We start from the raw sequence: 24,867 nt of genomic DNA on the forward strand, positions 1-24,867 counted from the left end.
AATGGATGAATTATTAGAGATTTTAAACGAAGTAAAACCAGGTGTTGATTTTGAAAATGATACAGACCTGATCGGTCATGGCGTCTTAGATTCCATCACAATGGTAACACTTGTTATGGAATTAAATGATGCATTTGATATCGAGATCACACCTGTAGATATCGTTCCAGAGAACTTCAAAACAGTTCAGACGATCTATGATATGATCCAGAGACTCAGTGATGATTAATTAGTTTACAGACTGAGGAAAAAAGAAATACTGGGAATAAACCGGACGGCCTTTTGTAATACGTACAGAAAATGACTGCCCGGTAGATTTTCGGTATCAGTGATAGGGAGAAAAAAATGTCTTATACATCTATAGCTTATTTGGGATTTATATTGATGGGATCCTTCTTTTTCTACTCGATCGTGCCATTAAAGCACAAATGGAAGGTTCTGCTGATATTCAGTTATCTGTTCTATTTTATTAATTCCGGAAAATATATTGTATTTATATTGTTTAGTACCTTGTCGATCTATTTTGGCGGTCTGCTGCTGAATAAGATTGATGATGGCTTCAGTATGGCAAAGAAAGCCTTGCCAAAGGAAAATAAAAAGGAATTCAAGTCGATCATCGGATGGCAGAAAAAATGTGTCTGTGTATCTATTGTATTATTAAATCTTGGTATTCTTGTATATCTGAAATATTCCGTATTCTTCGGACAGGTGTTCTGTGATATATTAAGTATTTTCCATATTAAGATATCCAATCCAATGCAGAATATGATGCTGCCGCTTGGTATCTCGTTCTACACCTTATCGGCGATCAGCTACATTGTAGATGTATACCGTGGTAAATACAAAGCCTCCGATAATCTTGGAAAGGTTGCTTTGTTCCTGGTATTCTTCCCACATATCGTGGAAGGCCCGATCGGACGTTTTGATCTGCTGGGAGATCAGGTATATGAAGGACATCCGTTTGATTATAAAAATGCAACGATGGGACTTCAGCTTGTGTTCTGGGGCCTGTTTAAGAAGATTGTAATTGCTGACCGTGCAAATATGTATGTAAATCAGATTTTTAATTTCCACGATCAGTATGATGGACTGTATGTCATCATAGGAATGCTGTTGTACACCTTACAGTTGTATGCAGAGTTCTCCGGTTGTATGGATATCGTCCGCGGTAGTGCGCAGATGTTTGGCATTGAGATGTCAGAAAACTTTGCAAGACCGTTTATGTCAAAGACAGTCAGCGAGTTCTGGAGAAGATGGCACATGACACTTGGTGCATGGTTTAAGGATTATGTATTCTATACCATCTCTCTATCCAAGGCATTTATGAAGCTGAGCAAGAAGACAAGAGAGAAGTTCAATGCGTTCTTTGCAACCCTGATCCCGACCTCTATTGCCATGCTTGCAGTATGGTTTGGAACCGGTATCTGGCATGGAGCAAGCTGGAAGTATGTCATGTACGGTATTTATTACTGTCTGATCATGATCCTCGGACTTTTGACAGAACCATTATTCAGAAAATTATTTGAAAAAATGCATGTGAACCGCGAAGGTAAGATCTATAAGGCTCTTCAGGTTGTGAGAACCTTTATCTTTGTTAATATCGGTATGCTGATGTTCCGTGCAGATGATCTGAAGATCTTCGGACAGATGTTTATATCGATGTTCCGGAATCTGTCATGGGATCCGATCCGTTATGGTGAATTGTTTGATGTCCGGATTGGTATGAGTGATTTCCTGTTACTGCTTTTTGGAGCAATTGTGTTGCTGTTGGTTGGCTTGTATCAGGAACAGGGACGTCATATCAGAGAAGATATTGCAACAAAGAATATTGTATTCCGTTGGGTATTATATTATGGACTGATCTTTTCCGTGATCATCCTTGGAGCATATGGAAGCGGATATGAAGTCGCAGGCTTTATATACGCACAATTTTAGGATAGATGGTGAACGATATGAAAAAAGACAAAACAAAAAATATAATAAAATGTATCCTGTTTTTCATCATTTTCTGTGTACTGATGGGAGTTCTGTCGGTTGTGTTCTATCCGAAGACCAGTGACCCGGAAGGTGGTTTGTCAAATCCGAATGCCAGAGGCTTCTATGGAGAACCGAGAAATTCGCTGGATGTTGTTGTCATGGGAAACAGTAACGCATACAGTGCCTACTCTCCAATGATGATGTGGAAGAACTATGGAATTCCAACCTATGTTGCGGCGGAGGGAGCGCAGAATATTGCAGAGACAGTCAATGTCCTTCAGGAAGTACTGACCTGCCAGAAACCGAAGCTGGTTGTTTTGGATGTGGATCTGTTGTGGCAAGGTAAGACACAGGTATCCAGAGTAGAGGGAAATGTCAAATCCCTGATCTATAAATATATTCCGATCATGAAGTATCATGACAGGTGGAAAACACTGGCACTTAAGGACAGCTTTAAGAAAAAATCATATACTTATCGTTCCAGTACAAGAGGTCAGTATCTGAGCAGAACGGTTGTGGCTTATACAGGTGAAGATAAGATGGTAGAGACAAAGGATATTGAACCGGTACCGAAGTCTTCTAGAATTTTTCTTAAGATGTTCCTGGATATCTGCAAAGAAAACAATGTTGAAGTTATGTTTGTTGAGATGCCGACAGCAAGCTCATGGAATTATAAAAAACATAATGGTATGACACAGTATGCGAAGAAATTAGGAATCCCATTCCTTGATCTGAATACGGTAAAGGGCAAAAATAAGATCAACTGGGGAACAGATACCAGAGATGGCGGAAAACATCTGAACTGTTACGGTGCAAGAAAAGTAACAAGAGAGATAGGAAAATATATTTCAAAACATTATTCATTTGAAAATAAGAAAAAAGATTCCCGGTATACTGACTGGAATAAACAGTATAAGGTATACAAAAAGTATATGAAGAATCCTGCAACTGTTATTACGGTAGATGAGAATGGTGAACAGACTCAGACAACCGTTGAGGCCGAAAAAATAAATAAACAATCGGCCGGGAAAAAGGATAAAAAGAAGGACAAAAAGAAAACGAAAAAAAGCAGTGACAAGAAAATTACGACAACTACAAAAAACAATAAGTAATAAATAATATGAACAGGAATGATCAGAAGGATTGAAAGAATCAGAAGACAATTCCTGTGAGAAAAGAGATTGTTTTGTATCGGTAAAAGATACAGGATGATCTCTTTTTATCTGTAAAGAGTGTTGGGTGATGAGAAACGATTTGTAATAGATAATTTTATTTGTGTAAATACATGGATGTTGTGATAAAATGGCAATGAAATGTAAATAATAGTTGCAGAAATATAGAATTATACAGGCATACCGAAAAATAAGCGAAAATATGGCAGTATACGATGCTTTTACAGATGCCTGGCAGCAGGATATGATAGGAGGATATGGAATATGAAGATTTTATTTTATGATACGAAGAAATATGACAGAGATTCATTTGAAAAGATATTACCGGAATATTCAGATTTGGAGGTAGAGTTTTTAGAAGCAGACCTTTCGCCGAGAACAGCAGCTCTTGCAAAAGGATATGATGCGATCTGTGCATTTGTAAGTTCCGATGTCAGTGAAAAAGTAGTTGAGTGTCTGGCTGCAAATGGTGTAAAATTAGTGTTAATGCGCTGTGCCGGATTCAATAATGTAGATCTGGATGCAGCAAACCGTTGTGGTATCACGGTGCTCCGTGTTCCGGGTTACTCACCGGAGGCGGTTGCAGAGCATGCGATGGCACTGGCACTTGCGGTTACCAGAAGAATCCATAAGAGTTATATCAAGGTTCGTGAGAATAATTTCAGTCTGGTAGGTCTTACAGGTATGAACTTCTATGGCAAGACCGCGGGTATCATCGGAACCGGTAAGATCGGAGCGGCTATGTGCCGGATCTGTCATGGATTTGGCATGAAGGTTCTGGCATATGATATGTATCGGAATCCATCCCTGGATTTTGTAGAGTATGTGGATCTGGATACGCTGTTATCGACCAGTGATCTGATCTCTCTTCACTGTCCGCTGACAGATGATTCGTACCATATGATCTGCACAGAGACGATCAATAAGATGAAGGATAATGTGATCCTTGTAAATACATCGAGAGGCGCCCTGATCAAGACGGAGGATCTGATCACGGGAAATCGAAATAAGAAATTCTTCGGTATCGGTCTGGATGTGTATGAGGAAGAAACAAATAATGTATTTGAGAATCGTGAGGATGATATTCTGGAATCCTCGATCACGGCAAGACTGCTGTCATTCCCGAATGTCATCGTAACCTCCCATCAGGGCTTCCTGACGGAAGAAGCACTGGAAGCAATCAGCCGTACCACACTGGACAATGCGAGAGATTATGAGAATGGCACGATCAAGGATATAAACGCCGTGTAGAAAAGGAAACGATTATGCAGAATTACAGATTTCTGATCGCCTATGATGGAACGAGATATCATGGGTGGGAACATAAAAAAGACGTTGTGACCATACAGGGAAAGATCGAATCAGTGCTTTCCCTGATGGCAGGCGAAGAAGTACGGATCAACGGAGCGGGAAGAACCGATGCAGGTGTGCATGCAAGGGCAATGGTTGCAAGCGGTCCGGTTCCGACAGATAAGACACCGGAGGAGATCCGGGATTATATGAATCATTATCTGCCGGATGATATCTGCATTTTGGAGGTTACTCCGGCAGCAGAACGCTTTCATGCAAGATTTAATGCAAAGGGCAAGCATTACCGTTACACGATCTATCGTGGCAGGCTGAAGCCGGTATTTGACCGGAAATACGTCTGGACTCTGGATGAGGGTGAGACGATCGACTGTGAACGGATGCGAAAGGCAGCAGCTTATCTGGTCGGTGAACATGATTTCAAGAGCTTCTGTGGCAATAAGCAGATGAAGAAATCGACGGTTCGGAAGTTATTTGCGATCGATATTAAGGAAGATGGCGATTATGTGATTCTTGATTTCCACGGAGCCGGATTCTTACAGAATATGGTTCGTATCCTGACCGGTACTCTGGTAGAGGTCGGGGCAGGCAGAATGGAACCGGCATACATGGAAGAGGTGCTTACAGGCCGGTGCAGACAGCTCGCAGGGCCGACCGCACCACCACAGGGCTTGTGCCTGATGCAGGTTGATTATGAAAAAAAGTAATATGGAGTAAGTAGTACAAATGAATGAATTTAAAAATGGGCTGAAGGATGGAATCCCGATCGCCCTAGGGTATTTTGCAGTTAGTTTTAGTTTTGGTATTCTTGCGATCAAAGGCGGACTCAGTGTCTTTCAGGCAGTTCTTACCAGCGTTACAAATGTTACAAGTGCCGGTCAGTTTGCCGGACTTCAGATCATCATTGCCGGGGGAACGATCCTTGAGGTGATCCTCACTCAGCTTATCATCAATCTGAGATATGGTCTGATGAGTCTTTCACTTACGCAGAAGTTAGCTGACGATGTAGGCATCTGGAAGCGTCTGATCATCGCATTTGCAAATACAGATGAGATCTTTGCAGTTGCAATGGGATATTTCAAAGAGGTGACCTTTCCGTATATGTTAGGACTTCAGATCCTTCCGATCCTTGGCTGGGGCGGTGGTACATTTGCCGGAGCAGTAGCCAGCGGGCTGCTTCCAAAGTCTGTGTGCAGCGCACTCAGTCTTGCACTTTATGGCATGTTCGTGGCAATCGTTGTTCCGGTTGCCAAGAAGTCAAAATCTGTGTTATTTGTGGTATGCGTGGCAGCTTTGTTCAGTATTCTTTTATATTATGTTCCGATATTCCACTTTATCTCGACCGGAATATCGATCGTTATATGTACAGTAGCGGCAGCAGCAATCGGTGCGATCGTTGCGCCGGTTAAGAAAAAAGGAGAAGAATAGAGATGAGTGTATATACATATATTATCGCAATGGCGGTTGTCACGTATCTGATCCGTGCAGTGCCATTGGTGTTATTCAGAAAAAAGATAGAGAATCGGTTTTTAAGTTCGTTTTTATACTATGTGCCATATGCCTGCCTGACGGCACTTACCCTTCCGGCGATTTTCTACAGTACGGAAAGTGTTATCAGTGCGATCGCAGGATTTGTCGTAGCGGTTATCCTTGGTATTCGTGAAAAAGGGCTGGTAGTTGTAGCAGCAGCCGCCTGTGTGACGGTGTTTGTAGTGGAGAGAATATTGGCGTTTTTATAGAGGGTTGTGAATCCGAAAAGTGAGGACAAAGAACTTGCTATATCGCCGACCTGGAATGTAAAAGACTTTTGACACGCTAAAAACCTTGATGTCAATGTCCTTTGATAGCGAAAATATGACTTTTTGATTAGTATGAGTATACCAGAAGGTGAAGAGATGGAACTCGGAAAACAAATAAAAAAACATCGTCAGGAAGTACAATTATCCCAAGAGAAGTTAGCCGATCGAGTTTATGTTTCAAGACAAACAATCTCAAATTGGGAAAATGAACCGCTATGGAAAAATCTACACTAAAATGCTGATTGTCACTGCAGTTTCGGCAGTTCTGCTATTTATGTGGTTTGGCGTTTGGGCATTCATCCCTTGGGGAATCATTTGGGCACTCTCTATGTACTTTGCCTTTCAGGTTGAAAAGGTAAAAAAAGATAATGATGTTCAAACCTATAAAGAAATTGTTGCATTTTCTGAGGGGAAACTATTGGATGATATACAAAAGCAGAGAGAAATAGGTAAACGCCCATATCAGAAGATTTTTTTAGTTATAGGTAGTGCACTGATAACATTTGTTGTTTGCGTATTAATCGGATTTCTGATGCATATTTTTATGAACTAATAGTGGTAGACCGTAAACTTCCGGTTTAGAGAGAACGTAGAAATGATTCGATTTTGTCCAAAGGATGAGATACAAAATACAATATACGAATAAATAAAGATGATTGGTTTTATGATAAGACTGGTCGTCTTTATTTTTTCGGAGTTTGATATGCAACTATAAGGAATTAAAACTTAGTGAAAAAGTGCAGTAAGTTTTAAGTTGTAGGAGTATGCTCCATGTATGACTGTTGAAGATGCGATTAATTATTTGATGTTAAGCGTGCTACAGTGAGTGAGCATATTTCCAATATTCTTTCTTCAGGAGAATTAGATGAGACTTCTGTCGGTTTTTCCAATAAAAGTTCTGGAGGAAGAAAACCCAAGATATATAATCTTAACATGATACTTTCAGTAGGATATCGTGTTAATTCAAATTTTTAGCTGGAAATAATGCACTTTATAAAAAGGGACAGAAAAGGATAAGTGATGGTGCATTGGTAGCGATAACATTGATGATTGCTGAGTCTAATCCAGAGGAAAAAATATCATGGTAGACTTGATAAAGTCTACCTTTTATTGCAAATAAAACTTGACAAAAACTTGACAAGTGTACTTGGCAATGTTATGCTTTTGTTGCAAATAAAACTTGGCAAAGGAGATTGGATTATGGAAAGAAAAGAAATTTTAAAAAGAGCACAGGATGAAAAATTGGATGAAAGAGAACTTCAAGTAAAAGATAAGTCTATGATGTGGTCATATATTGTTATGGTGATTATGGCATCTGTATTTTCCTTTATTCGATCAGAACAAGGTTTACCTATGATGGACTTATGTGCAACTGTTAGTGGTTCGGTGTGTGCAGCAATGACATATCGATTTATTAAAACACGGAATAAAGAACATTTGGTTATATCAGTTATTATGTTTGCAACAGCGATTATGGCAATTGTTAGATTTTGCATGGGGCATTAATTATGAATGATTCACTTGAATTGAAAAATAATATTAAAGAAGCTCGAACTGAAAAAAAATTATCACAGGCTGCATTGGCTGATTTGGTAGGTGTATCTCGTAATACAATTAGTTCGATTGAGACGGGACAATTTAACCCTACTGCAAAGCTAGCATTATTATTGTGTTTTGCTTTGGAAAAGAAATTTGAAGATTTGTTTTATTTTTAGAAAAATTTTGTCAGATTATGAAATGGTTGTTTTTTTACAATAAAGAGAGCAACAACTTCAAGTTTATGGAGAGTCACTGTTATGATTAGAGAATTTCAAAGGGATGATATAAATAAAGTTGCAGATATATGGTTGGATACAAATATAAAGGCACATAATTTTATCTCCGCCGAATACTGGAAAAGCAATTTCAAATCAGTAAAAGAAGCACTGTCACAAGCAGAGGTTTATGTGTATGAGTATGATACAGAAATACAGGGTTTTATAGGGTTAAATGATGAATATGTTGAGGGCATTTTTGTTTCTGGTGAAATGCAATCGCAAGGCATAGGTAAAATTCTGCTGAATTATGCAAAAGATAAAAGGAATAAGTTGTTCTTGAACGTATACCAAAAGAACGCACGGGCAATATCCTTTTATAAGAGAGAAGGAAATATAGTTAATAAAGAGAGGTGCATATGCTATGCCAGGTATACTCGTAGTTGAAGATGATGAAAATTTAAATCGTGGAATTGCATTCTCATTGAAAAAATCCGGATATGAGGTTTTTTCAGCAGAATCAGTGAAAAAAGCGAAAAGAATTGCAAGTGATAATAATGTGGATGTTACCATTTGTGATGTGAATCTTCCGGATGGGAATGGACTGGAATTTGTAAGGTGGATGAGGTGCAATTATAATACATACATTATTTGCCTTACAGCACTAGATCAGGAGATGGATCAGGTTATGGGATATGAAGCAGGGCAGATGATTATATTACAAAGCCGTTTAGTCTTTCGGTACTTCTTTTGAAAATAGAAGCACATTTCCGCCGCAGACAGGAGAAAACGGAAGCCGGAAAGATGATTTCGGGAGATATCGTATTTATCGCAGGAGAAATGAAAGTCCTGATAAAGAGTCGTGAAATCAGTCTGACAAAAACGGAGTTGAAAATGCTGACTTTTTTTCTTCAGAATCCGAAACAGATTCTTTCAAAAACACAAATATTGGAAAATGTGTTTGATCTGGAAGGGGATTTTGTGGATGAAAATACAATCGCTGTCAATATCAGAAGACTCCGTGAGAAAATCGAAGACAATCCGGCTGCACCGGTCTATATAAAGAATATCAGAGGTCTTGGGTATATATGGAATCAGGAGGTAAGGCAGTGACAAAGAGATATCGCAAGAAGATCACAGTAGTGCTTTCCTTGGTATTGCCTGTCATAATATTGTTTGCAATATTAAATTGTTTTACCACGTATGTGTTTTATGAAGATTATAAATATAAAATGAATCTTATGACAGAGATTGCTGCAAAGGAAGAATTTTCCGGGCTGGATGCTGTTTCGGAATTGCTTAAAGATAAGGATATTGAAACTAACGAACAGGGAAGGCGATTATTGGAGCAATATGGATACTGGGGGAATAAAGGGAATGCATTTTATTCGCAATTCCGGCATCAGGTTATGGTGACCGGTGCTGTAAGCACTGTGATATGCGTGCTTCTTTTGACTTTTTTACTTTATTGGAAGAAAAAAGAAGATGCGTGTCATCAGAAAATTTTAGACCAGTTGGAAGAAATTCTGATCAGATTCCGTGAAAATAAATTTGATGATTTACTGAAAACGGAAAATCATGCAGAACTGGAAAAATTGAATGACCAGCTTGAAGCAATCGGACATCATATTCAGTTGATAAAGGAAGAAGCAAGGGCAGAAAAGGAGAACACGAAAGAAATGGTTTCTGATATTTCTCACCAGTTAAAGACACCGGTTGCAGCGTTGGATACATGTTTTAGTGTGCTGATGCAGAATGACTTAAGTGCCACAGAACAGGAGGAGTTTCGTATCCGTTGTCGGAGTGCTCTGGATGGACTGGAGACATTATTGCAGTCGCTTCTTGAAATATCCAAGATGGAAACTGGACTGATTCAGATTAATAAGAAAAAACTTCCGCTTATGGATACTGTCATATCTGCTGTGAACCGCACTTATCCTAAAGCGGATGAGAAAGAAATTGAATTCGTTTTTGACTATGAAAAAGAGCTGGAAACATGCACGATTATGCAGGATAAAAGGTGGCTTGGTGAAGCTGTGATCAACGTTCTGGATAATGCGGTCAAGTACAGTCCGTGTGGTTCAAAAATATTTATCCGGTTACAAAAAAGAAACTATCTTGTAAGAATGGAAATTGAGGATCAGGGAATTGGTATTCCGCAGAATGAGTATCACAAAATTTTTCAACGATTTTACAGAGGAAGTTCCAAGGAGGTCATGGAAAAGAGTGGTACAGGAATCGGACTTTTTCTATCGAGAGAAATTATCGAAAAACACGCAGGTACGATTACGGTAACCTCCGGCAAAAAGAAAAAAGGAAGCACGTTTGTGATTCAATTACCATATATTGGTTAAATTTTAAGTGAGCAGAACCCTTACAATTCTGTAAGAGTTCTGCTCGTTTTTTGAAAGTGAAATGAAAGATTGTCCTGATACAATTTGGATGTAGGTTGAAAAATGACCAAATATATAAACAGGCAAAGAAAGCGTGCTGAAAAGGTACGCTTTACAGAATTGAAAAGGAGGCAACACATGAGTGTGATATTAGAAACCAAGCAGCTTTATAAATTTTATGGCGCGGGTGAGAATCAGGTCAAAGCGGTCAATCAGGTGGACATTCAGATTGAGCAGGGAGAATTTGTCGCAATTGTCGGAAAGTCAGGTTCCGGTAAAAGTACATTACTTCATATGCTTGGAGGGCTTGATACCCCGACAAAAGGCAGTGTTACTTTAGCAGGGAAAGATTTATACAGGATGAAGGAAGATGCCCTTGCTGTTTTCCGCAGAAGAAAAATCGGATTTGTTTTTCAGGCATTTAATCTGGTTTCATCTATTAATGTCTGGGAAAATATTGTACTGCCACTGGGGCTGGATGGAAGAAAAGTGGATGAAGCGTATGTAAATGATATTATTGCAACTCTGGGAATTGAAAAGAGGATTTACAATCTGCCAAATCAGTTATCCGGAGGACAGCAGCAGAGAGTAGCGATTGCAAGAGCACTGGTGAATCGTCCGGAAATTATATTTGCGGATGAGCCGACAGGCAATCTTGATTCTAAGACCAGTGATGAGGTGATTGCCCTGCTTAAGATGACAGCAAAAAAATATGGACAGACAATTGTAATGATTACCCATGATGACGAAATTGCACAGGTCGCTGACCGTATTCTGGTGATTGAGGACGGACAGGTGGTGGATTTCAGATGAAGACAATAAGCAGGATTGCATATAGCAATGACAAAAAGAACAAGACAAGAAGTATACTGATTATGATGTCCATATGTCTGACTACGATGCTGCTTGTGATTATCAGTACTGTGGGAAATGGAATGATCCGTTTACAGAAAAGTCAGGCGGCAGGCTCATATGGAAGCAATTATGGTTTGTTTGTCGCAGCAGATGCCTCGCAGTTAAAGGACGTACGCCGCCGTGCAGAAATAGATGCAATAGGAATTATGTGTACAGAAGGCATAATTAAAGGCAACGAAAACGGTGGTTTTGTCTGCATGGATGAGACTGCAAGAAAAATGCTTCCCTATAATAAGGAATATGAGTTAAAGGAAGGAAAGTATCCGGGGGGAACGCAGGAAATTGCCGCAGGAAGAGCATTTTTTAGTGAAATGGGATATGATGATGTAAAGGTCGGAGATACGGTTACATTGGATTACCGTGCAGGGATGCGGTCAGAATATAAGCCGGAAGAATTTGTTGTCAGCGGAATCCTATATGACCGGGATGAGTATACCATCGAGGCATCTTATGTTGCTTTCGGGTCACAGGAGTTTTACGATGAGCATGTCGCAGAGACTGACAGACAGTATAATATTTATTTTTCTTTAAATGATTCTGCAAATGTATCTATGAATAATATTGAACCGGTTATAAAACAGATTGCAGCATCTTGTGGGATCGAAGAAAAAAACGTTATAATCAATGATCTCTATCTGCAATGGGTCTTGCAGCCGAGTTATGAAACGATTGCGGTATGTGGAATGCTGATTCTTGCAATTGTACTTTTCTCTGTTGTGGTCATTTATAATATTTTTCAGGTCGGTATTGCCAACAAGATACAGGAGTATGGAAAAATCAAGGCTCTGGGAGCGACAAAAAAGCAGATGAAACAACTGATCTTCAGAGAGGGTATTTTTTTGACAATTTTTTCAATACCGGTTGGATTTCTTTTTGGATTTCTGATTGCAAAATACGGTTTTAACTGGCTGGTAGAACAGGGAAACCTTGTATCAACCGGAACTGGTTCTATGGGTGTTCAAAACCAGCAGGTGCCACTGTTTTCCCTGCCTGTTATGCTTCTATGTATTTTCGTATCATTTCTTACCGTTGCTTTGGCACTGCGTAAACCAATGAAAATTGTTTCACGGATGTCACCTATCGAAGCAACACGGTATTTAGAAAATGCAGAAACACACAAAAAAGGAAAACGAAATGGCAGAAAAAATGTTACCGTGTTTTCTATGGCAATGGCAAATGTAACGGGTAATCCCAAAAGAACTATTGGTACTATCCTCACAATGGGTTTTTCTTGCGTATTGTTTGTGATTATCTCTAATTATGTGGGAAATATTGACACGGAGCATGAAGCACGTCTTTCCGTTAATCATGGACAATTTGAACTGCAGCTTGACTATTCTGCTGAGTATGATGAAAGATATCCGGAGAATAATCTGGATACGATTCTGACGGATGATCCATTGAATGATTCGCTGATTGAAGAAATCAAAAGCATTCCGGGAGTAACAGATGTCATGACGAGAGAGATTGTCTCTGTAAATCTGAACGGAACAAGATTTCCGGCTACTATTGTGAGTAAAAAGGATTTTGATTTTATGCGCCAAGAAGGGGATATTGGCTCTATGGACTATGATCAGGCGGTAAAGAATGGTGATATTTTCTTTGGTTGGTTGGCGTGGATGGAACAAGATGGATATGCTCCGGGTGAATCCATTGCATTTGACTTTGAGAATGGAAGTGGAACCTATACCTATCAGGGAAAGATTGCAGGATCTTTTGTAAGTGCGGACACTTATCTTGTCATTCCGGAAGGTGTATATCGTTCCATGAATCCGAGAGGAACAGCCTATGGCTATCTGTGGGTGGACTGTGATAAAAAAGATGTGGCATCTGTAGAACAAAGTCTGAATACTTTGATTTCTAATACTTCGCATATAAAAATGGATACTTATCATGCGCAGTTACAATCTGCCGAATTTGCAAGCAGCATGATGAAGCTTGGCTGTTATCTGTTTATGGCTATTGTAGGACTCATCGGGTTTATGAATATGGCGAATACCATGATCATGAATATTACGACAAAAAAGCAGGAATATGGTATATTACAGGCTGTGGGCATGACAAATAAACAATTAAATTTATGCCTGCAGTTACAGGGACTGATTTTTACAGTTGGCACTATATGCGTAGCTTTGATCATTGGTCTGCCGCTCGGCTATGCACTTTTTTCCTATGCAAAACATATGGGAATATTTGGAATAAATATCTATCATGTTCCAATCGTACCAATTTTTATTATGATTTTTTTGGTCGGTCTGTTGCAGCTTGTACTTTCCTGCGTTTTAAGCAGTAATCTGAAAAAGGAAACGCTGGTAGAAAGAATAAGGTATCAGGGATAGCAAGTAACCAAGCTGTCACTCGGGCAATGAGTGACAGCTTGGCTTGCGAGTATACGTCAAAAGATTCTATGGAGAATATTCTGCACATTTTCATATGAGTGTCGGAAATGAGAAAGGTGAAGTGTTTGGAGAGCATCTGAACAGAGCTGTCGTGAGCGCAACCTGTGGGATGGTAGTTCTGAAAAAAGCGATTCAATAATGTTCTACAAGAACGATATGTATAAGATTTCTTAAATTTTTGGTTGATTGTACAGTTGATCAGATAGGAAAATATAAATCTACAACTCAAAATGTTTTGAAGAAAAGCACATGATTTTGAGTATAAATTTTGAAGAAAAACACATAATACTGGATGCAAATATTGAAGAAAAGTACATTTGTGATATAATGGGTGGAAGAGATTCAGTGGAGCATATTTGGAGGTAGATATGTATTTTAAAAGAAAAGCATATGACAAACTATTAGAATGGAAAAATTTATATTCAGATAAATACGCTGTGCTGTTAGAGGGGGCTAGACGAGTTGGAAAATCAACGATAGCGGAGAATTTTGCAAAGAATGAGTATAAATCTTATATATTGATTGATTTTTCAAAAACAACAGGTAATATATTGGAATGTTTTGATGATATAGGAAATTTAAATATCTTTTTTCTTAGGTTACAGGCAGAAACAGGAATAACATTATATGAGCATGAGTCTCTTATTATTTTTGATGAAGTTCAACTATTTCCTAAAGCAAGACAGGCAATCAAGCATCTTGTGTTTGATGGCAGATACAGTTATTTGGAAACAGGATCTTTGGTCTCGATAAAGAAAAATGTAAAGGACATCCTGATTCCTTCCGAGGAAATGAAGCTGGAAGTATATCCCATGGATTACGAAGAATTCTGTGATGCCACGGGCAATAATTATGGGTTATTGCAGCAGATTTATGATAGCGGGACAGCTATCGGACAGGCAACCAATCGTAAATTAATGCGGGATCTGAGAATATATATGGCAGTGGGAGGGATGCCACAGGCAGTAGAAGCCTATGTTAATGGAAAAAACTTTTCAGAAATAGATATGGTAAAAAGGCAGATCATATCTTTGTATGAGGAAGATTTTAAGAAAATCGATGCCTCCGGAAGAATATCGGCATTATATCATGCGATTCCGGCACAGTTGTCAAAGGATGTAAGAAAATATCGTATTACTACAGCAATCGGAAAAAGAAATAATACCAAGGCGGAAGAATTATTATATGATTTGATAGATTCGAAAACGGTTCTGCCATGCTATAATTCTACCAATCCAAGGGTCAGCCTGACGGACACGAAAGATTTTGACAGTTACAAGTTATATCTTTCAGATACGGGGTTATTTGTTACGTTGTTGTTTATTGACCGTCCGGTAACGGAAAATGATGTATACGCCAAGCTGCTTTCTGATAAATTACCTGCCAATCTGGGTTATTTATATGAGAATCTTGTAGCACAGATGATTGCTGCATCTGGAAGAGAATTGTTTTATCATACATGGGAAAAGAATGGAAGTACGCATTATTATGAAGTGGATTTTTTAATTTCAGAAGGAAGCAAGGTAAATGCATTTGAGATTAAGTCTTCCGGAACAGGAAAACACGAATCAATAAAGGAATTTTCTAAAAAATATTCCCAAAATGTGAATAAGATATATTTAATATCACAAAAAGATGTAGGAAGAGAAGAAAATTTATTGTTGAAGCCATTTTATTTTATCCCGTTTCTAATATGATTTAATCATGTTAAACGTTGATAAATCAGGATTTGACGGAGGTATCATTATGTGTGGAATGACAACTGATTTATAAGGAAAAATAAATCGGAGGTTTATATGAATTATTTGATAAGAGAATTAAAACAAGATGAAAATAAGGTATTAGATACTTTTTTGTATGAGGCGATTTTTATTCCCGAAGGAGTTTCTGCACCGCTCCAAGATATTATTAACCAACCAGATTTGCAGGTATATGTAAAAGACTTTGGTAAGAATAAGGGAGACTTATGTTTGGTTGCTCAAGTTAGGGATAAAATTGTTGGCGCCGTGTGGGTTCGGATTATGAATGATTATGGTCATATAGATAATGAAACACCGTCTTTTGCAATTTCACTTCTTAAAGAGTATAGAAACTATGGTATCGGAACAGAATTAATGAAACAGATGCTAACAAAACTAAAACTAGAAGGATATAAACAAGCATCATTATCAGTTCAAAAGATGAATTATGCTGTCCGTATGTATAGGAAGATAGGATTTGAAATTGTTGATGAAAATGATGAAGAATATATTATGATTTGTAAATTATAGACACTTGCTAGTTCAAGTTTATGAGGATAAAACATGAAACTTATAGAATACAAAACGACTGACTGTGAGTAGTTGGCGCAATTGTTTTATAATACGGCACATAGTGTAAATGCAAAGGATTATACAGAAGAATAGGAAGTTGATATGATAAAAATTGTGTGGTCAATAAATGATATAAATAAATATCAAACAGGAAGCTTGCCGGAAGGCGCAGTAAAGATAGAAACACCGCAGAGTGTTGGTGAACTGATGAAAAAAGCGGTGCCGATTTCTGCAATTCTATGTGTTTTCCTTTTTATTGCTATGCTTGGTAAAACGATAATATGTAAGACCGTTGTAATCTCACCAATATTTATTCCGGTTGGATTTGCTTTCGGTTTTTTATTGTTAATAATGCATGAGTGGTTACATGGAATTGTTTATCCTAAGGAAGCAGATGTAACAATAGGAAGAATAAAGGGGAAGACAACATTTGTCGCATTAGCATCATATCCATTGAAGCGAAATCGGTTTATATTGATGTGCCTGTTGCCATTTGTTCTTGGATTAGTTCCATTTATATTATTTGTAATTAGTCCTGCTGAATTTAGAGTATTTAATGGATTGAATTTCGGCATGGCGTGTATGGGTATGGTTTCGCCGTTTCCGGATGTGTTTAATGTTCTTACCGTTCTAAGAAATTCTGAAAAAGGCGATTCAATAATGTTCTACAAGAACGATATGTATAAGATTTCTTAAATTTTTGGTTGGTTGTACAGTTGATTAAATAGGAAAATATAAATCTGCAACTCAAAATGTTTTGGGAAAATAGCATGGAAAAATATTTATTAGGATGATGAAGATTAATTAGCAATTTCAAGTTTATGGAGAGTCACTGTTATGATTAGAGAATTTCAAAGGGATGATATAAATAAAGTTGCGGATATATGGTTGGATACAAATATAAAGGCACATAATTTTATCCCCGCCGAATACTGGAAAGGCAATTTCAAATCAGTAAAAGAAGCACTGTCACAAGCAGAGATTTATGTGTATGAGTATGATACAGAAATACAGGGCTTTATAGGGTTAAATGATGAATATGTTGAGGGCATTTTTGTTTCTGGTGAAATGCAATCGCAGGGTATAGGTAAAATTCTGCTGAATTATGCAAAGGATAAAAGGACTAAGTTGTTCTTGAACGTATACCAAAAGAACGCACGGGCAATATCCTTTTATAAGAGAGAAGGATTTGAGATTCAGCATAGTGGCTTAGATGAGGCTACTGGAGAAAAAGATTATGTAATGACATGGCAACACAAATAGAAATTCCAGAAGGGAGAAACAAAACAATGATTTTACAATCGGAGTATATAAGACAGATGAGAAGAAATATTACTCAAACAGTTTTAAAGGGTATTATGAAATTACATCACTGACAGGTACGATCAATACAATGGATGGAGAATATTATGCGCATCTTCATATGAGTGTCGGAAATGAGAAAGGTGAAGTGTTTGGAGGGCATCTGAACAGAGCTGTCGTGAGTGCAACTTGTGAGATGGTAATTACGGTCATTGATGGAAAAGTTGACAGAGTTTATGATGAAGAAACAGGGCTTAATGTATTTAAGTTTGATTAGATGCGTTCTTATGATATTATATTTCATGTATTCAAACAAAGTAGGAAAGAGGTAAATACACCATGAATTTGAAAAAAGTTCATCATATTGCCATTATTGGGAGCAACTATGAGCAATCAAAGCACTTTTATGTGGATCTATTAGGTTTTTCTATTGTTCGAGAAAATTACAGACCAGAACGTGATGATTACAAAATTGATCTTCAACTCGATGAGATGGAATTAGAACTTTTTATCATTAAAAATTGTCCAAAGCGCCCCAGTTATCCAGAGGCTTACGGTCTCCGGCATCTTGCCTTTGCTGTAGACTCGGTCGATAATACCGTAAGAGAATTGAATAAAAGGGGCATCATAACTGAGCCGATTAGACTCGATATTTACACAGGTAAAAGAATGACATTCTTTTATGACCCTGACAATCTACCATTGGAAATTCACGAATAAAGTATTGCAGTTAAAAGATGTGCCCTGTTTTGGACTGTGATTTTATAACTTCAAGTTTGCAGAACTGACCCAAAAGAGCTCGAAGGAGCTCTTTTTGCTTTTTTATAATAGTATCATTATGGTATAATAGAGACATTAAAATCGGGATTTATAAAGGAGAATATTGATGAAACTATTTTTATGTTCGCACTTTTCAAGTGTGGGAAGTCTGATAAAGGAAGAAATTGAAAATAAGAAAGTCGCATTTATTCCAACAGCTTCACTGCGTGAAGGCTACACCGGTTATGTCGGCTCGGCTCGAAAATTATTCAAAAAGTTGGGAGCAATCGTAACTGAAATTGATATTTCAACGGAGGCTTATTCAACGATACAGTCTGTTTTTGAAGAAGCAGATGTGATATATTTTACCGGCGGAAATTCTTTCTTTCTTATGGACCAGCTCCGTAAAACGGGAACTGATGGGCTACTGAAAAAGGAATTGGCAAATGGAAAATTGATGATCGGCGAGTCGGCAGGCGCAATTATATGCGCTCCAAGCATCCAATATATCGAGCAAATGGATGAAAAGCCAGAGGACTACTCACAAGAAGATGATGCAGGGCTTGATTTGATTGATTTCTATGTTCTTCCGCATTATCTTACAGCACCATTTAAGAAAGTTACCGAGAAAATAATGACTGAGTTTTCGGATTTGAATCTATGCCCAATTAACAACCGTCAGGGAATTGTAATTGATGGTGAAGGTTCAAAGGTTATTTGCAAAGACTAATTTGAAAAATCCTTTTTGGAAACTGGAAAATCGGAATTTTCTTGATGGTGGAGGATGCGTATGGAACATAAGGGCACAATTAGAATAGAAACAGATAGATTAGTTCTTAAACGACATGTATTAGATGATGCAGAAATCATGTTTAAAAACTGGGTAACAGAAAAAGATGTAACAAAGTTTTTAAGTTGGCAACCGCATAAAAATATCGACGAGACAAAGCAATTACTAATTGATTGGATAGAATCGTATGATAAGCAGGATTTCTATTTTTGGACAATTGAGTTAAAAGATTCGCATGAACTGGTTGGAGATATATCAGTAGTAAGTCTCGATGAGGCAACAGAAAGTGTGGAGCTCGGGTATGGTATTGGAAGCAGATGGTGGGGAAAAGGTATAACTGCAGAAGCAGGAAGGGCATTGGTAAAATTCTTTTTTGAAGAAGTAAAAGTCAAACGTGTATATGCAAAGCATGCTGCAGGTAATCCAAACTCAGGAAGTGTAATGCAGAAAATGGGAATGAAAAAAGAAGGAATAATTAGGCAGTCGGGAACCTGTAATCAAGGTATTGTGGATGAAGTTTATTATTCCATACTTAGAAATGAGTATTTTAGTAATGATAATTGATGAAAAAATCTAATTTAGCGACACACTCGAAAATTTCAGTTTGTAGGGAACAAATCAGACAATTTTATAATAAAACAGCGTTAGAGCATTTATGTGTGAGAGAAAAATCAAGTGTAGGAGAATACATGACATGAAATATACGAATAAGCATATAAAAGAAGAATACAAATTCAATCAAATGTGGCGGACGATCGGAATGATTCTCTTATTGATAGGAATATTTTTGGTGGCATTTGGATTGATTCAGACAAAGAGAAAGATGGATTGTGTTCGACCATTTGAACAGGTATTACAGGAAGAAGCCAATCCTGCGAATCAGACAGCATATATTGATATTATCCAGGTACCGGAGAAACTGGCAGAAAATAAATATGAAGGATATTACCTTGTAACAACGGCAGAGGAAAGCTATATTGTAGGGATGCAACCGGAACAGTTTGCAGATTTGAAGCAGAGAGTTGAAGAGAATGGTACGGCAAGAGTGGAAGGCATGACGAAAGTTGTGACTGACGAGAACGTAAAAAAAATAATAAGTGAGTATATCAATTACAAATTTATTTATATATGTATGACGAAGCTTACCTATGGAAAAATACTCAAGGAAGGATATTTTGTGAATCTGGATATCGGAGGCATCTTAATATTGATTGGAATTTCGATGGTATTAACCCAGGTGCGTGCGATTAAAAAATACAGACATCCATTGGCAGAGCAGATTGACGAAGAATGTAATCAGCCGGAAGCTCTCTGGTTTAATGATTTTAGGATATATTTGACAAAGAACTTTCTTGTATCTGTATATGGTGGAAAGCTGACTGCACTGGATCTGGCAAAGGTACGATTGACAAGACTGTTTGAAACAGTGAAGGGAAGCATGAACGTTATCACTTTGGAGGTAACGACAACAGAACAGGAGAAAATAACTGTCAGCGAGAATGAATGGTCATTTTTTACAATGAATGAAGAAGAGATTACTTATCTGACAGATGTATTCGGTAAAAGAAATATTGAATTTGTTTGTGAGATTCAACCAGATGAAGAAATCGATGAAGACGAAGAGTTTTGAAACGGAAATATTCAAAGGATGGAATTGGGATATTGCATACAATATAATAAAAAAGGTACAGATTTGAGTGAAGAAGATGTGGCTTTACATTTAAATGGGATGATTATAAAGAATTTAAGAAACTTTTAGATAAAGAATATAAAGATTATTTAAGTGTATAACCAGTATTATGAGCAAATTATATGAAGGGACAGATTTGATATATGGGTTTATTTAATAAAATGAAAAATTTTTTTTTCGGGCTTTAAGTATAAGCTGGACAGAGAGATTTTAAGGGAATATCTCCAGCATACAATTGATTTTGCTGTCGAGAATAAGTTGCCATTTTGTGATGAATTTTATATTGCCGACAGTCTTGATGCAAAGGATAGATTACATGTCACTATCCTAAATTATGATGTACCGGGAGATGCTGTTTATGAGATTGAGAAGAGTTTTGAGGGAATAGTTATTTTTGCAAATCATGAGAAATGTTATGATCCGGAAAATGATCATAAGTATATTGATGCGGAAGATTTTATAAGCCAAGAGCTTTGCACGTTGCCAGAAGAGTTTTTTGTAGCCATGGATATCGCACCGACTATGCTTGAACAGTATATGATAAAATGAGCATTAGAAGACCGATGGTGTGGAGATTGTTTTGTTCACATAAAATGGAAAAGGTAGGATGGATTGTCGTGATTGTTATCGTGACTATCTTATATTAATTGGAGTAAAAAAGAAATTGAGGGGATATAAGTATCATACGGAAAAATAACTATATTATTTTGAAGAAAAGTACATAGTTTATCCCATTTCTAATATGATTTAATTATGTTACACGTTGATAAATCGGAATTTTAAGAATTGTCTAGGAGATATGATTTATGAAAAAAACACATTTAATAATTGTAAATATAATTCTTTTACTGTGGTATTTTCTTTCAATGATAGGATTGAAGATTGGAGACAAATACTTGGTAACAGGTGCATTTGAGGAAGAATGGCTATTTATGCTTATTCCGACAATTACATTCGTTTTAATGTTAGTTACAAAAAATGTTGGAAGGAATATACATTTGATATGGTTGGCAGGGTGGTTTGTCACTCAGTTCTTAAGTCATGAATGGTATACTTTATTTGGAAGAGGATTTATGGGAGAAATGGACAAGAAGATTGCCTATTTTTCAGAATGCATTCAATTAATAAATGTGGATGGAAGATATGTTCCTGATGTATATCATATTGTATTACATATTTTGATAATTATTGCATTTGTTGTGACCTTGCTTTATAGAGAAGAAAAAACATTAGTTGACGAAGTGTGAAAATTCCAGTTTTTGAAACTGAGAAATCGGAATTTGTGAGGGAAAGAAATGAAGAAAAATACTCCAAGCGATGATGAAATAAAGAATTATAGCCATAAGAAGATGACATTGCCATTGATGGAACATGCTTCTGAAGAAATGAAGGAACCTGTATGGAAGCTTGTTAAAAAGTTAGCGTCTTATGCTCGTGTACCGGGCGCTATGTCAGATTTTAAGAAAATGGCGGTGTTCGCTGAGGATGATGCAATTGTCGATGTAGTTCTGGATACATTACAGGATATGAAATATCCTTTTAAAAACACAGATTTTATACCGGATATCATGGGCTATTATTACTCGATTGCATTGATTTCGCAAAGCATGCATAGAAGGGAAGAAACGATTAAGCTGTTCAATGAGCTTGTTGATTATGCAATCAGTATTAAATCTAACAGCGCATTGCCACTTGCGAGAAATATGGATGTTTTGTCAAAGGAATATCCCGATCTGTCAGATTTATTTGAAAAAGCAAAGACTATCTATAGATTTGATGCAATAGATAGTATAAAAGAAAGGGTGCCTATACAGGTCAATAAGCTTTATCACGATTATACAAATGCAGATAAAATAGAAGCAGAATACATTAATGTTGAAAATCCTGAGGATGGTAAGGTTTTTGTCGAAGTGGATGAAAATGGATATGTCGTAAGAATAGTAGAAAAGGGGAAAAACATTTATACAAAGATATTTAAACATTATAGCTATGACATGATTAATTATGCGATAGTCAGAGATGTTTTGCTGAGAAAACACATGGAAGAAATGCGAATCAATGATATTGCGGATGCAAGAGTTGTCGAAGCTACGAGAACGGATCTTAAGAAACTGTATAGTGATATTGAGATATCTGTAAATAATAAGGAGTTTGCATATATATTAGATGGGCATGAAAAATTCAATAATACTGATTTACCGAAGGATGTCCAAGACTTTCTGGAAGAAATATATAATGATGAAGACTTGAAAGATGCATTTTTCGATTGTGATATTGAAATCTATGATGAGGCATGGGTTAAGGATCTTGAGGAGGATGATTCGTGGTTTGAAGATCTTATGGGATCGGGAGAATCCAGTTATAAGAATATTAAACCGTTTGCACGTGACGGCTTAGGTGGATTATGGGTAGTGTTAGATGATGAAATGATCGGATATATCGGTACAGAGGGCGAATGTGGAATCATAGCCCGCAATATAAATGAGTTCATGAATATTGTTGCGGTACAGAGAGGATATATAGATGATTTCTGTAATGCTGATATATTAAAATCTGTGGATGCATTTATAGAGGAATATGAAGAACCTCGTGATTCAGATTATAATAGGGAATTTAATAGATTTATAAAGAAGCATGGTTTTACTAAAGATTTAAAGAAAATATATGAATATATTATAAAAGGAGTCACAATAAAACCGTTTTTCCAAGTTGTCGCTACAGATGATGAATATGAAGATTCCTACTCAATACTTGGAAGCGATGATGGACAAGAAGCATTGGAGTCTCTTATAGAGATGCTTGAATAAGTTTGGATTATTTCCTGTTTTAGGTGGAAAGTTGTAAAAGAACTCGATAACTTCCAGTTTATGAGGATAAAAGGAGGAGAAAAATGAGATATCCGAAATTTTTAGAAAAAGGTGGAACGATTGGTTTTGTTGCGCCATCTTTTGGTTGTAATATAGAACCATATCGGACAGCATTTGGTCATGCACTTGATACATTCCATGCTAAGGGCTATCAGACGGAGCTTGGTCCGAATTGTTATGAAGGCTGTGGTATCGGTATCAGTAACACGCCGGAGAAATGCGGTCAGGAGATTAATGAAATGTACACATCAAAGAAAAATGATGTTCTGATATCCTGCGGCGGTGGAGAGCTGATGTGTGAGACTCTTGATCATATTGATTTTGAACGCTTAAAGAAAGCAGATCCGAAATGGTTTGTGGGATATTCGGATAATACGAATCTAACCTATCTGCTGACAACGATCTGTGATACAGCTTCTGTTTATGGCCCATGTGCGGCAGCGTTTGGCATGGAGCCGTGGCATGCATCGATAGAAGATACATTTGCGCTGCTTTGTGGTGAGAAGAAAAGCCTGCAGGGATATCGTGGATATGAGAAGGAATCCCTGAAGGATGAAGAACATCCGCTTGCACCGTATAATATCACTGAACAGAAGGAACTTCACCTGTATGAAACAGATGCGACGCATGGATCGACTGCTGTCGATGAAGTATTCATGGCAGGCAGACTGATCGGCGGATGTATGGATTGTCTGGTGAATCTGCTTGGAACGAAATTTGATAAAACAACAGATTTTCTGGAACACTATAAAGAGGATGGCTTCATCTGGTTCTTAGAAGCCTGTGATCTGAATGTGATGGCGATCCGCCGTGCTATGTGGCAGATGGAGCATGCGGGATGGTTCCGATATGTGAAGGGATTCCTGATCGGACGCCCGCTGGTGCATGGACAGGAGATGATGGGGCTTGACCAGTATCATGCGGTACTGGATATTATCGCCCACCACAATGTGCCGGTTATCATGGATGCCGATCTTGGACATATCGCACCGATGCTGCCATTGATCTCCGGCAGCTATGCAAGCATTACCGCCTCCGGAAACAACCTTGTGGTTGACATGAAACTGAAGTAGAATGCCCCCTTTGGGATAACGTTGTGTTGAGATTATCTGTTTGAATGTATTTTAGTCGATTGTCAGTCTGTACTGGACTGGCTCAGAATCAATAATAGAAAAACTCGTATAGCATTCTATTCCATGCATATGCCTGATTCGCTCATGCTTATGTGCAAACTCGCCTTACGGGCTCAGACATGCACTCGCATTCGCTGGCAATATGCATGTCATAACGAATTCTATACGAATGTTTTTGTCTATTATCGATCTGATCCAGACCAATGAAGACTGACAACCAGCTATACTGTTCCAAACAGATAATCTCAATTCAGTTTAGTACCCCAAGGGGGATTTTTTAAGTTTGTTTCATTCTAG

At 37.7% G+C, this 24,867-nt stretch carries 29 protein-coding genes and 1 pseudogene; all 30 read left to right on the forward strand.

Annotated features, from left to right (window positions below):
• The first annotated feature begins 1 nt into the window (after nt 1).
• The 30 genes and pseudogenes from DXA07_RS02670 (at nt 2) to DXA07_RS02815 (ending at nt 24,510) form a co-directional block, all read left to right on the forward strand.
• Nucleotides 2-229 carry an acyl carrier protein gene (locus tag DXA07_RS02670; protein WP_021943190.1) on the forward strand — a complete coding sequence of 76 codons (228 nt, stop codon included), beginning with the start codon at nt 2-4 and terminating at the stop codon, nt 227-229.
• A 116-nt stretch (nt 230-345) separates the two neighbouring features.
• On the forward strand, nt 346-1,935 hold the full coding sequence (locus DXA07_RS02675; protein ID WP_118483274.1) for an MBOAT family O-acyltransferase: 1,590 nt from the start codon (nt 346-348) through the stop codon (nt 1,933-1,935).
• A 17-nt stretch (nt 1,936-1,952) separates the two neighbouring features.
• Nucleotides 1,953-3,089 carry an SGNH/GDSL hydrolase family protein gene (locus DXA07_RS02680; RefSeq protein ID WP_226801105.1) on the forward strand — a complete coding sequence of 379 codons (1,137 nt, stop codon included), beginning with the start codon at nt 1,953-1,955 and terminating at the stop codon, nt 3,087-3,089.
• 324 nt (nt 3,090-3,413) lie between these two features.
• The gene (locus tag DXA07_RS02685; RefSeq protein ID WP_118483276.1) at nt 3,414-4,400 is read left to right on the forward strand and encodes a 2-hydroxyacid dehydrogenase; all 987 of its coding nucleotides are present in this window, start codon (nt 3,414-3,416) and stop codon (nt 4,398-4,400) included.
• 14 nt (nt 4,401-4,414) lie between these two features.
• Nucleotides 4,415-5,164 (forward strand): tRNA pseudouridine(38-40) synthase TruA, encoded by a 750-nt coding sequence (gene truA / locus DXA07_RS02690; protein WP_021943194.1) that lies wholly within the window; start codon nt 4,415-4,417, stop codon nt 5,162-5,164.
• A 19-nt stretch (nt 5,165-5,183) separates the two neighbouring features.
• A complete protein-coding gene (locus DXA07_RS02695) occupies nt 5,184-5,885 on the forward strand; it encodes an AzlC family ABC transporter permease (RefSeq protein WP_008402167.1) in 702 nt (233 codons plus the stop codon).
• A 2-nt stretch (nt 5,886-5,887) separates the two neighbouring features.
• Nucleotides 5,888-6,196, forward strand: a complete 309-nt coding sequence (locus DXA07_RS02700) for an AzlD domain-containing protein (protein WP_118483277.1) — start codon at nt 5,888-5,890, stop codon at nt 6,194-6,196.
• A 156-nt stretch (nt 6,197-6,352) separates the two neighbouring features.
• Entirely contained in the window at nt 6,353-6,490 is a 138-nt protein-coding gene (locus DXA07_RS13900) for a helix-turn-helix transcriptional regulator (protein ID WP_243175725.1), read from the forward strand.
• Complete coding sequence (locus DXA07_RS02705) at nt 6,429-6,809, forward strand: hypothetical protein (RefSeq protein ID WP_348980732.1); 381 nt, start codon at nt 6,429-6,431, stop codon at nt 6,807-6,809. Before DXA07_RS13900 ends, DXA07_RS02705 begins: the two co-directional genes overlap by 62 nt.
• Nucleotides 6,810-7,456: 647 nt before the next feature.
• Nucleotides 7,457-7,762, forward strand: a complete 306-nt coding sequence (locus DXA07_RS02715) for a DUF6442 family protein (protein WP_147340238.1) — start codon at nt 7,457-7,459, stop codon at nt 7,760-7,762.
• Between the two features lie 2 nt (nt 7,763-7,764).
• Nucleotides 7,765-7,971 carry a helix-turn-helix transcriptional regulator gene (locus DXA07_RS02720; RefSeq protein ID WP_117808274.1) on the forward strand — a complete coding sequence of 69 codons (207 nt, stop codon included), beginning with the start codon at nt 7,765-7,767 and terminating at the stop codon, nt 7,969-7,971.
• A gap of 81 nt (nt 7,972-8,052) precedes the next feature.
• Nucleotides 8,053-8,457 carry a GNAT family N-acetyltransferase gene (locus DXA07_RS02725; RefSeq protein ID WP_118483279.1) on the forward strand — a complete coding sequence of 135 codons (405 nt, stop codon included), beginning with the start codon at nt 8,053-8,055 and terminating at the stop codon, nt 8,455-8,457.
• Nucleotides 8,435-9,123: pseudogene (locus DXA07_RS02730) on the forward strand (response regulator transcription factor). Before DXA07_RS02725 ends, DXA07_RS02730 begins: the two are co-directional and overlap by 23 nt.
• Nucleotides 9,099-10,364 (forward strand): HAMP domain-containing sensor histidine kinase, encoded by a 1,266-nt coding sequence (locus DXA07_RS02735; RefSeq protein ID WP_118483281.1) that lies wholly within the window; start codon nt 9,099-9,101, stop codon nt 10,362-10,364. Before DXA07_RS02730 ends, DXA07_RS02735 begins: the two are co-directional and overlap by 25 nt.
• A gap of 177 nt (nt 10,365-10,541) precedes the next feature.
• On the forward strand, nt 10,542-11,216 hold the full coding sequence (locus DXA07_RS02740; protein ID WP_118483283.1) for an ABC transporter ATP-binding protein: 675 nt from the start codon (nt 10,542-10,544) through the stop codon (nt 11,214-11,216).
• Nucleotides 11,213-13,657, forward strand: a complete 2,445-nt coding sequence (locus tag DXA07_RS02745) for an FtsX-like permease family protein (protein ID WP_118483285.1) — start codon at nt 11,213-11,215, stop codon at nt 13,655-13,657. Before DXA07_RS02740 ends, DXA07_RS02745 begins: the two co-directional genes overlap by 4 nt.
• Nucleotides 13,658-13,700: 43 nt before the next feature.
• Nucleotides 13,701-13,856: a DUF296 domain-containing protein gene (locus DXA07_RS13905; RefSeq protein ID WP_347475302.1), complete on the forward strand. Its 156-nt coding sequence runs from the start codon at nt 13,701-13,703 to the stop codon at nt 13,854-13,856.
• Between the two features lie 229 nt (nt 13,857-14,085).
• The gene (locus tag DXA07_RS02750; RefSeq protein WP_118483287.1) at nt 14,086-15,414 is read left to right on the forward strand and encodes an AAA family ATPase; all 1,329 of its coding nucleotides are present in this window, start codon (nt 14,086-14,088) and stop codon (nt 15,412-15,414) included.
• A gap of 99 nt (nt 15,415-15,513) precedes the next feature.
• Nucleotides 15,514-15,987, forward strand: a complete 474-nt coding sequence (locus DXA07_RS02755; protein WP_117785783.1) for a GNAT family N-acetyltransferase — start codon at nt 15,514-15,516, stop codon at nt 15,985-15,987.
• 144 nt (nt 15,988-16,131) lie between these two features.
• Entirely contained in the window at nt 16,132-16,725 is a 594-nt protein-coding gene (locus DXA07_RS02765; RefSeq protein ID WP_117785784.1) for a DUF3267 domain-containing protein, read from the forward strand.
• Nucleotides 16,726-16,866: 141 nt separating this feature from the next.
• Nucleotides 16,867-17,292 (forward strand): N-acetyltransferase, encoded by a 426-nt coding sequence (locus DXA07_RS02770; protein ID WP_118483289.1) that lies wholly within the window; start codon nt 16,867-16,869, stop codon nt 17,290-17,292.
• A 37-nt stretch (nt 17,293-17,329) separates the two neighbouring features.
• Entirely contained in the window at nt 17,330-17,608 is a 279-nt protein-coding gene (locus DXA07_RS02775; protein WP_330584435.1) for a PPC domain-containing DNA-binding protein, read from the forward strand.
• 62 nt (nt 17,609-17,670) lie between these two features.
• Nucleotides 17,671-18,051: a VOC family protein gene (locus DXA07_RS02780; RefSeq protein WP_118483291.1), complete on the forward strand. Its 381-nt coding sequence runs from the start codon at nt 17,671-17,673 to the stop codon at nt 18,049-18,051.
• 166 nt (nt 18,052-18,217) lie between these two features.
• Nucleotides 18,218-18,820 (forward strand): Type 1 glutamine amidotransferase-like domain-containing protein, encoded by a 603-nt coding sequence (locus DXA07_RS02785; protein WP_055271744.1) that lies wholly within the window; start codon nt 18,218-18,220, stop codon nt 18,818-18,820.
• A 60-nt stretch (nt 18,821-18,880) separates the two neighbouring features.
• Nucleotides 18,881-19,444 carry a GNAT family N-acetyltransferase gene (locus DXA07_RS02790; protein ID WP_118483293.1) on the forward strand — a complete coding sequence of 188 codons (564 nt, stop codon included), beginning with the start codon at nt 18,881-18,883 and terminating at the stop codon, nt 19,442-19,444.
• Between the two features lie 130 nt (nt 19,445-19,574).
• Entirely contained in the window at nt 19,575-20,510 is a 936-nt protein-coding gene (locus tag DXA07_RS02795) for a hypothetical protein (RefSeq protein ID WP_055145659.1), read from the forward strand.
• Nucleotides 20,511-20,828: 318 nt separating this feature from the next.
• Nucleotides 20,829-21,119, forward strand: coding sequence for a hypothetical protein (locus DXA07_RS02800; protein WP_243015401.1), 291 nt, complete (start codon nt 20,829-20,831; stop codon nt 21,117-21,119).
• A 257-nt stretch (nt 21,120-21,376) separates the two neighbouring features.
• On the forward strand, nt 21,377-21,817 hold the full coding sequence (locus DXA07_RS02805; RefSeq protein WP_015534084.1) for a hypothetical protein: 441 nt from the start codon (nt 21,377-21,379) through the stop codon (nt 21,815-21,817).
• Nucleotides 21,818-21,865: 48 nt separating this feature from the next.
• A complete protein-coding gene (locus DXA07_RS02810; protein WP_117551463.1) occupies nt 21,866-23,377 on the forward strand; it encodes an SMI1/KNR4 family protein in 1,512 nt (503 codons plus the stop codon).
• A gap of 83 nt (nt 23,378-23,460) precedes the next feature.
• Nucleotides 23,461-24,510 (forward strand): S66 peptidase family protein, encoded by a 1,050-nt coding sequence (locus DXA07_RS02815; RefSeq protein WP_117822223.1) that lies wholly within the window; start codon nt 23,461-23,463, stop codon nt 24,508-24,510.
• The last annotated feature ends 357 nt before the right edge of the window (nt 24,511-24,867 follow it).

Origin of the sequence: Clostridium sp. AM54-37XD (genome assembly GCF_003478225.1) — a bacterium.
GTDB classification, from domain to species: Bacteria; Bacillota; Clostridia; order Lachnospirales; family Lachnospiraceae; genus Coprococcus; species Coprococcus ammoniilyticus.

Excerpts from the sequence above, each read along its gene's own strand:
- DXA07_RS02670 (WP_021943190.1), top strand. The coding sequence starts at position 2 with ATGGATGAATTATTAGAGATTTTAAACGAAGTAAAACCAGGTGTTGAT.
- DXA07_RS02675 (WP_118483274.1), top strand. The coding sequence starts at position 346 with ATGTCTTATACATCTATAGCTTATTTGGGATTTATATTGATGGGATCC.
- DXA07_RS02680 (WP_226801105.1), top strand. The coding sequence starts at position 1,953 with ATGAAAAAAGACAAAACAAAAAATATAATAAAATGTATCCTGTTTTTC.
- DXA07_RS02685 (WP_118483276.1), top strand. The coding sequence starts at position 3,414 with ATGAAGATTTTATTTTATGATACGAAGAAATATGACAGAGATTCATTT.
- truA (WP_021943194.1), top strand. The coding sequence starts at position 4,415 with ATGCAGAATTACAGATTTCTGATCGCCTATGATGGAACGAGATATCAT.
- DXA07_RS02695 (WP_008402167.1), top strand. The coding sequence starts at position 5,184 with ATGAATGAATTTAAAAATGGGCTGAAGGATGGAATCCCGATCGCCCTA.
- DXA07_RS02700 (WP_118483277.1), top strand. The coding sequence starts at position 5,888 with ATGAGTGTATATACATATATTATCGCAATGGCGGTTGTCACGTATCTG.
- DXA07_RS13900 (WP_243175725.1), top strand. The coding sequence starts at position 6,353 with ATGGAACTCGGAAAACAAATAAAAAAACATCGTCAGGAAGTACAATTA.
- DXA07_RS02705 (WP_348980732.1), top strand. The coding sequence starts at position 6,429 with ATGTTTCAAGACAAACAATCTCAAATTGGGAAAATGAACCGCTATGGA.
- DXA07_RS02715 (WP_147340238.1), top strand. The coding sequence starts at position 7,457 with ATGGAAAGAAAAGAAATTTTAAAAAGAGCACAGGATGAAAAATTGGAT.
- DXA07_RS02720 (WP_117808274.1), top strand. The coding sequence starts at position 7,765 with ATGAATGATTCACTTGAATTGAAAAATAATATTAAAGAAGCTCGAACT.
- DXA07_RS02725 (WP_118483279.1), top strand. The coding sequence starts at position 8,053 with ATGATTAGAGAATTTCAAAGGGATGATATAAATAAAGTTGCAGATATA.
- DXA07_RS02735 (WP_118483281.1), top strand. The coding sequence starts at position 9,099 with ATGGAATCAGGAGGTAAGGCAGTGACAAAGAGATATCGCAAGAAGATC.
- DXA07_RS02740 (WP_118483283.1), top strand. The coding sequence starts at position 10,542 with ATGAGTGTGATATTAGAAACCAAGCAGCTTTATAAATTTTATGGCGCG.
- DXA07_RS02745 (WP_118483285.1), top strand. The coding sequence starts at position 11,213 with ATGAAGACAATAAGCAGGATTGCATATAGCAATGACAAAAAGAACAAG.
- DXA07_RS02750 (WP_118483287.1), top strand. The coding sequence starts at position 14,086 with ATGTATTTTAAAAGAAAAGCATATGACAAACTATTAGAATGGAAAAAT.
- DXA07_RS02755 (WP_117785783.1), top strand. The coding sequence starts at position 15,514 with ATGAATTATTTGATAAGAGAATTAAAACAAGATGAAAATAAGGTATTA.
- DXA07_RS02765 (WP_117785784.1), top strand. The coding sequence starts at position 16,132 with ATGATAAAAATTGTGTGGTCAATAAATGATATAAATAAATATCAAACA.
- DXA07_RS02770 (WP_118483289.1), top strand. The coding sequence starts at position 16,867 with ATGATTAGAGAATTTCAAAGGGATGATATAAATAAAGTTGCGGATATA.
- DXA07_RS02780 (WP_118483291.1), top strand. The coding sequence starts at position 17,671 with ATGAATTTGAAAAAAGTTCATCATATTGCCATTATTGGGAGCAACTAT.
- DXA07_RS02785 (WP_055271744.1), top strand. The coding sequence starts at position 18,218 with ATGAAACTATTTTTATGTTCGCACTTTTCAAGTGTGGGAAGTCTGATA.
- DXA07_RS02790 (WP_118483293.1), top strand. The coding sequence starts at position 18,881 with ATGGAACATAAGGGCACAATTAGAATAGAAACAGATAGATTAGTTCTT.
- DXA07_RS02795 (WP_055145659.1), top strand. The coding sequence starts at position 19,575 with ATGAAATATACGAATAAGCATATAAAAGAAGAATACAAATTCAATCAA.
- DXA07_RS02805 (WP_015534084.1), top strand. The coding sequence starts at position 21,377 with ATGAAAAAAACACATTTAATAATTGTAAATATAATTCTTTTACTGTGG.
- DXA07_RS02810 (WP_117551463.1), top strand. The coding sequence starts at position 21,866 with ATGAAGAAAAATACTCCAAGCGATGATGAAATAAAGAATTATAGCCAT.
- DXA07_RS02815 (WP_117822223.1), top strand. The coding sequence starts at position 23,461 with ATGAGATATCCGAAATTTTTAGAAAAAGGTGGAACGATTGGTTTTGTT.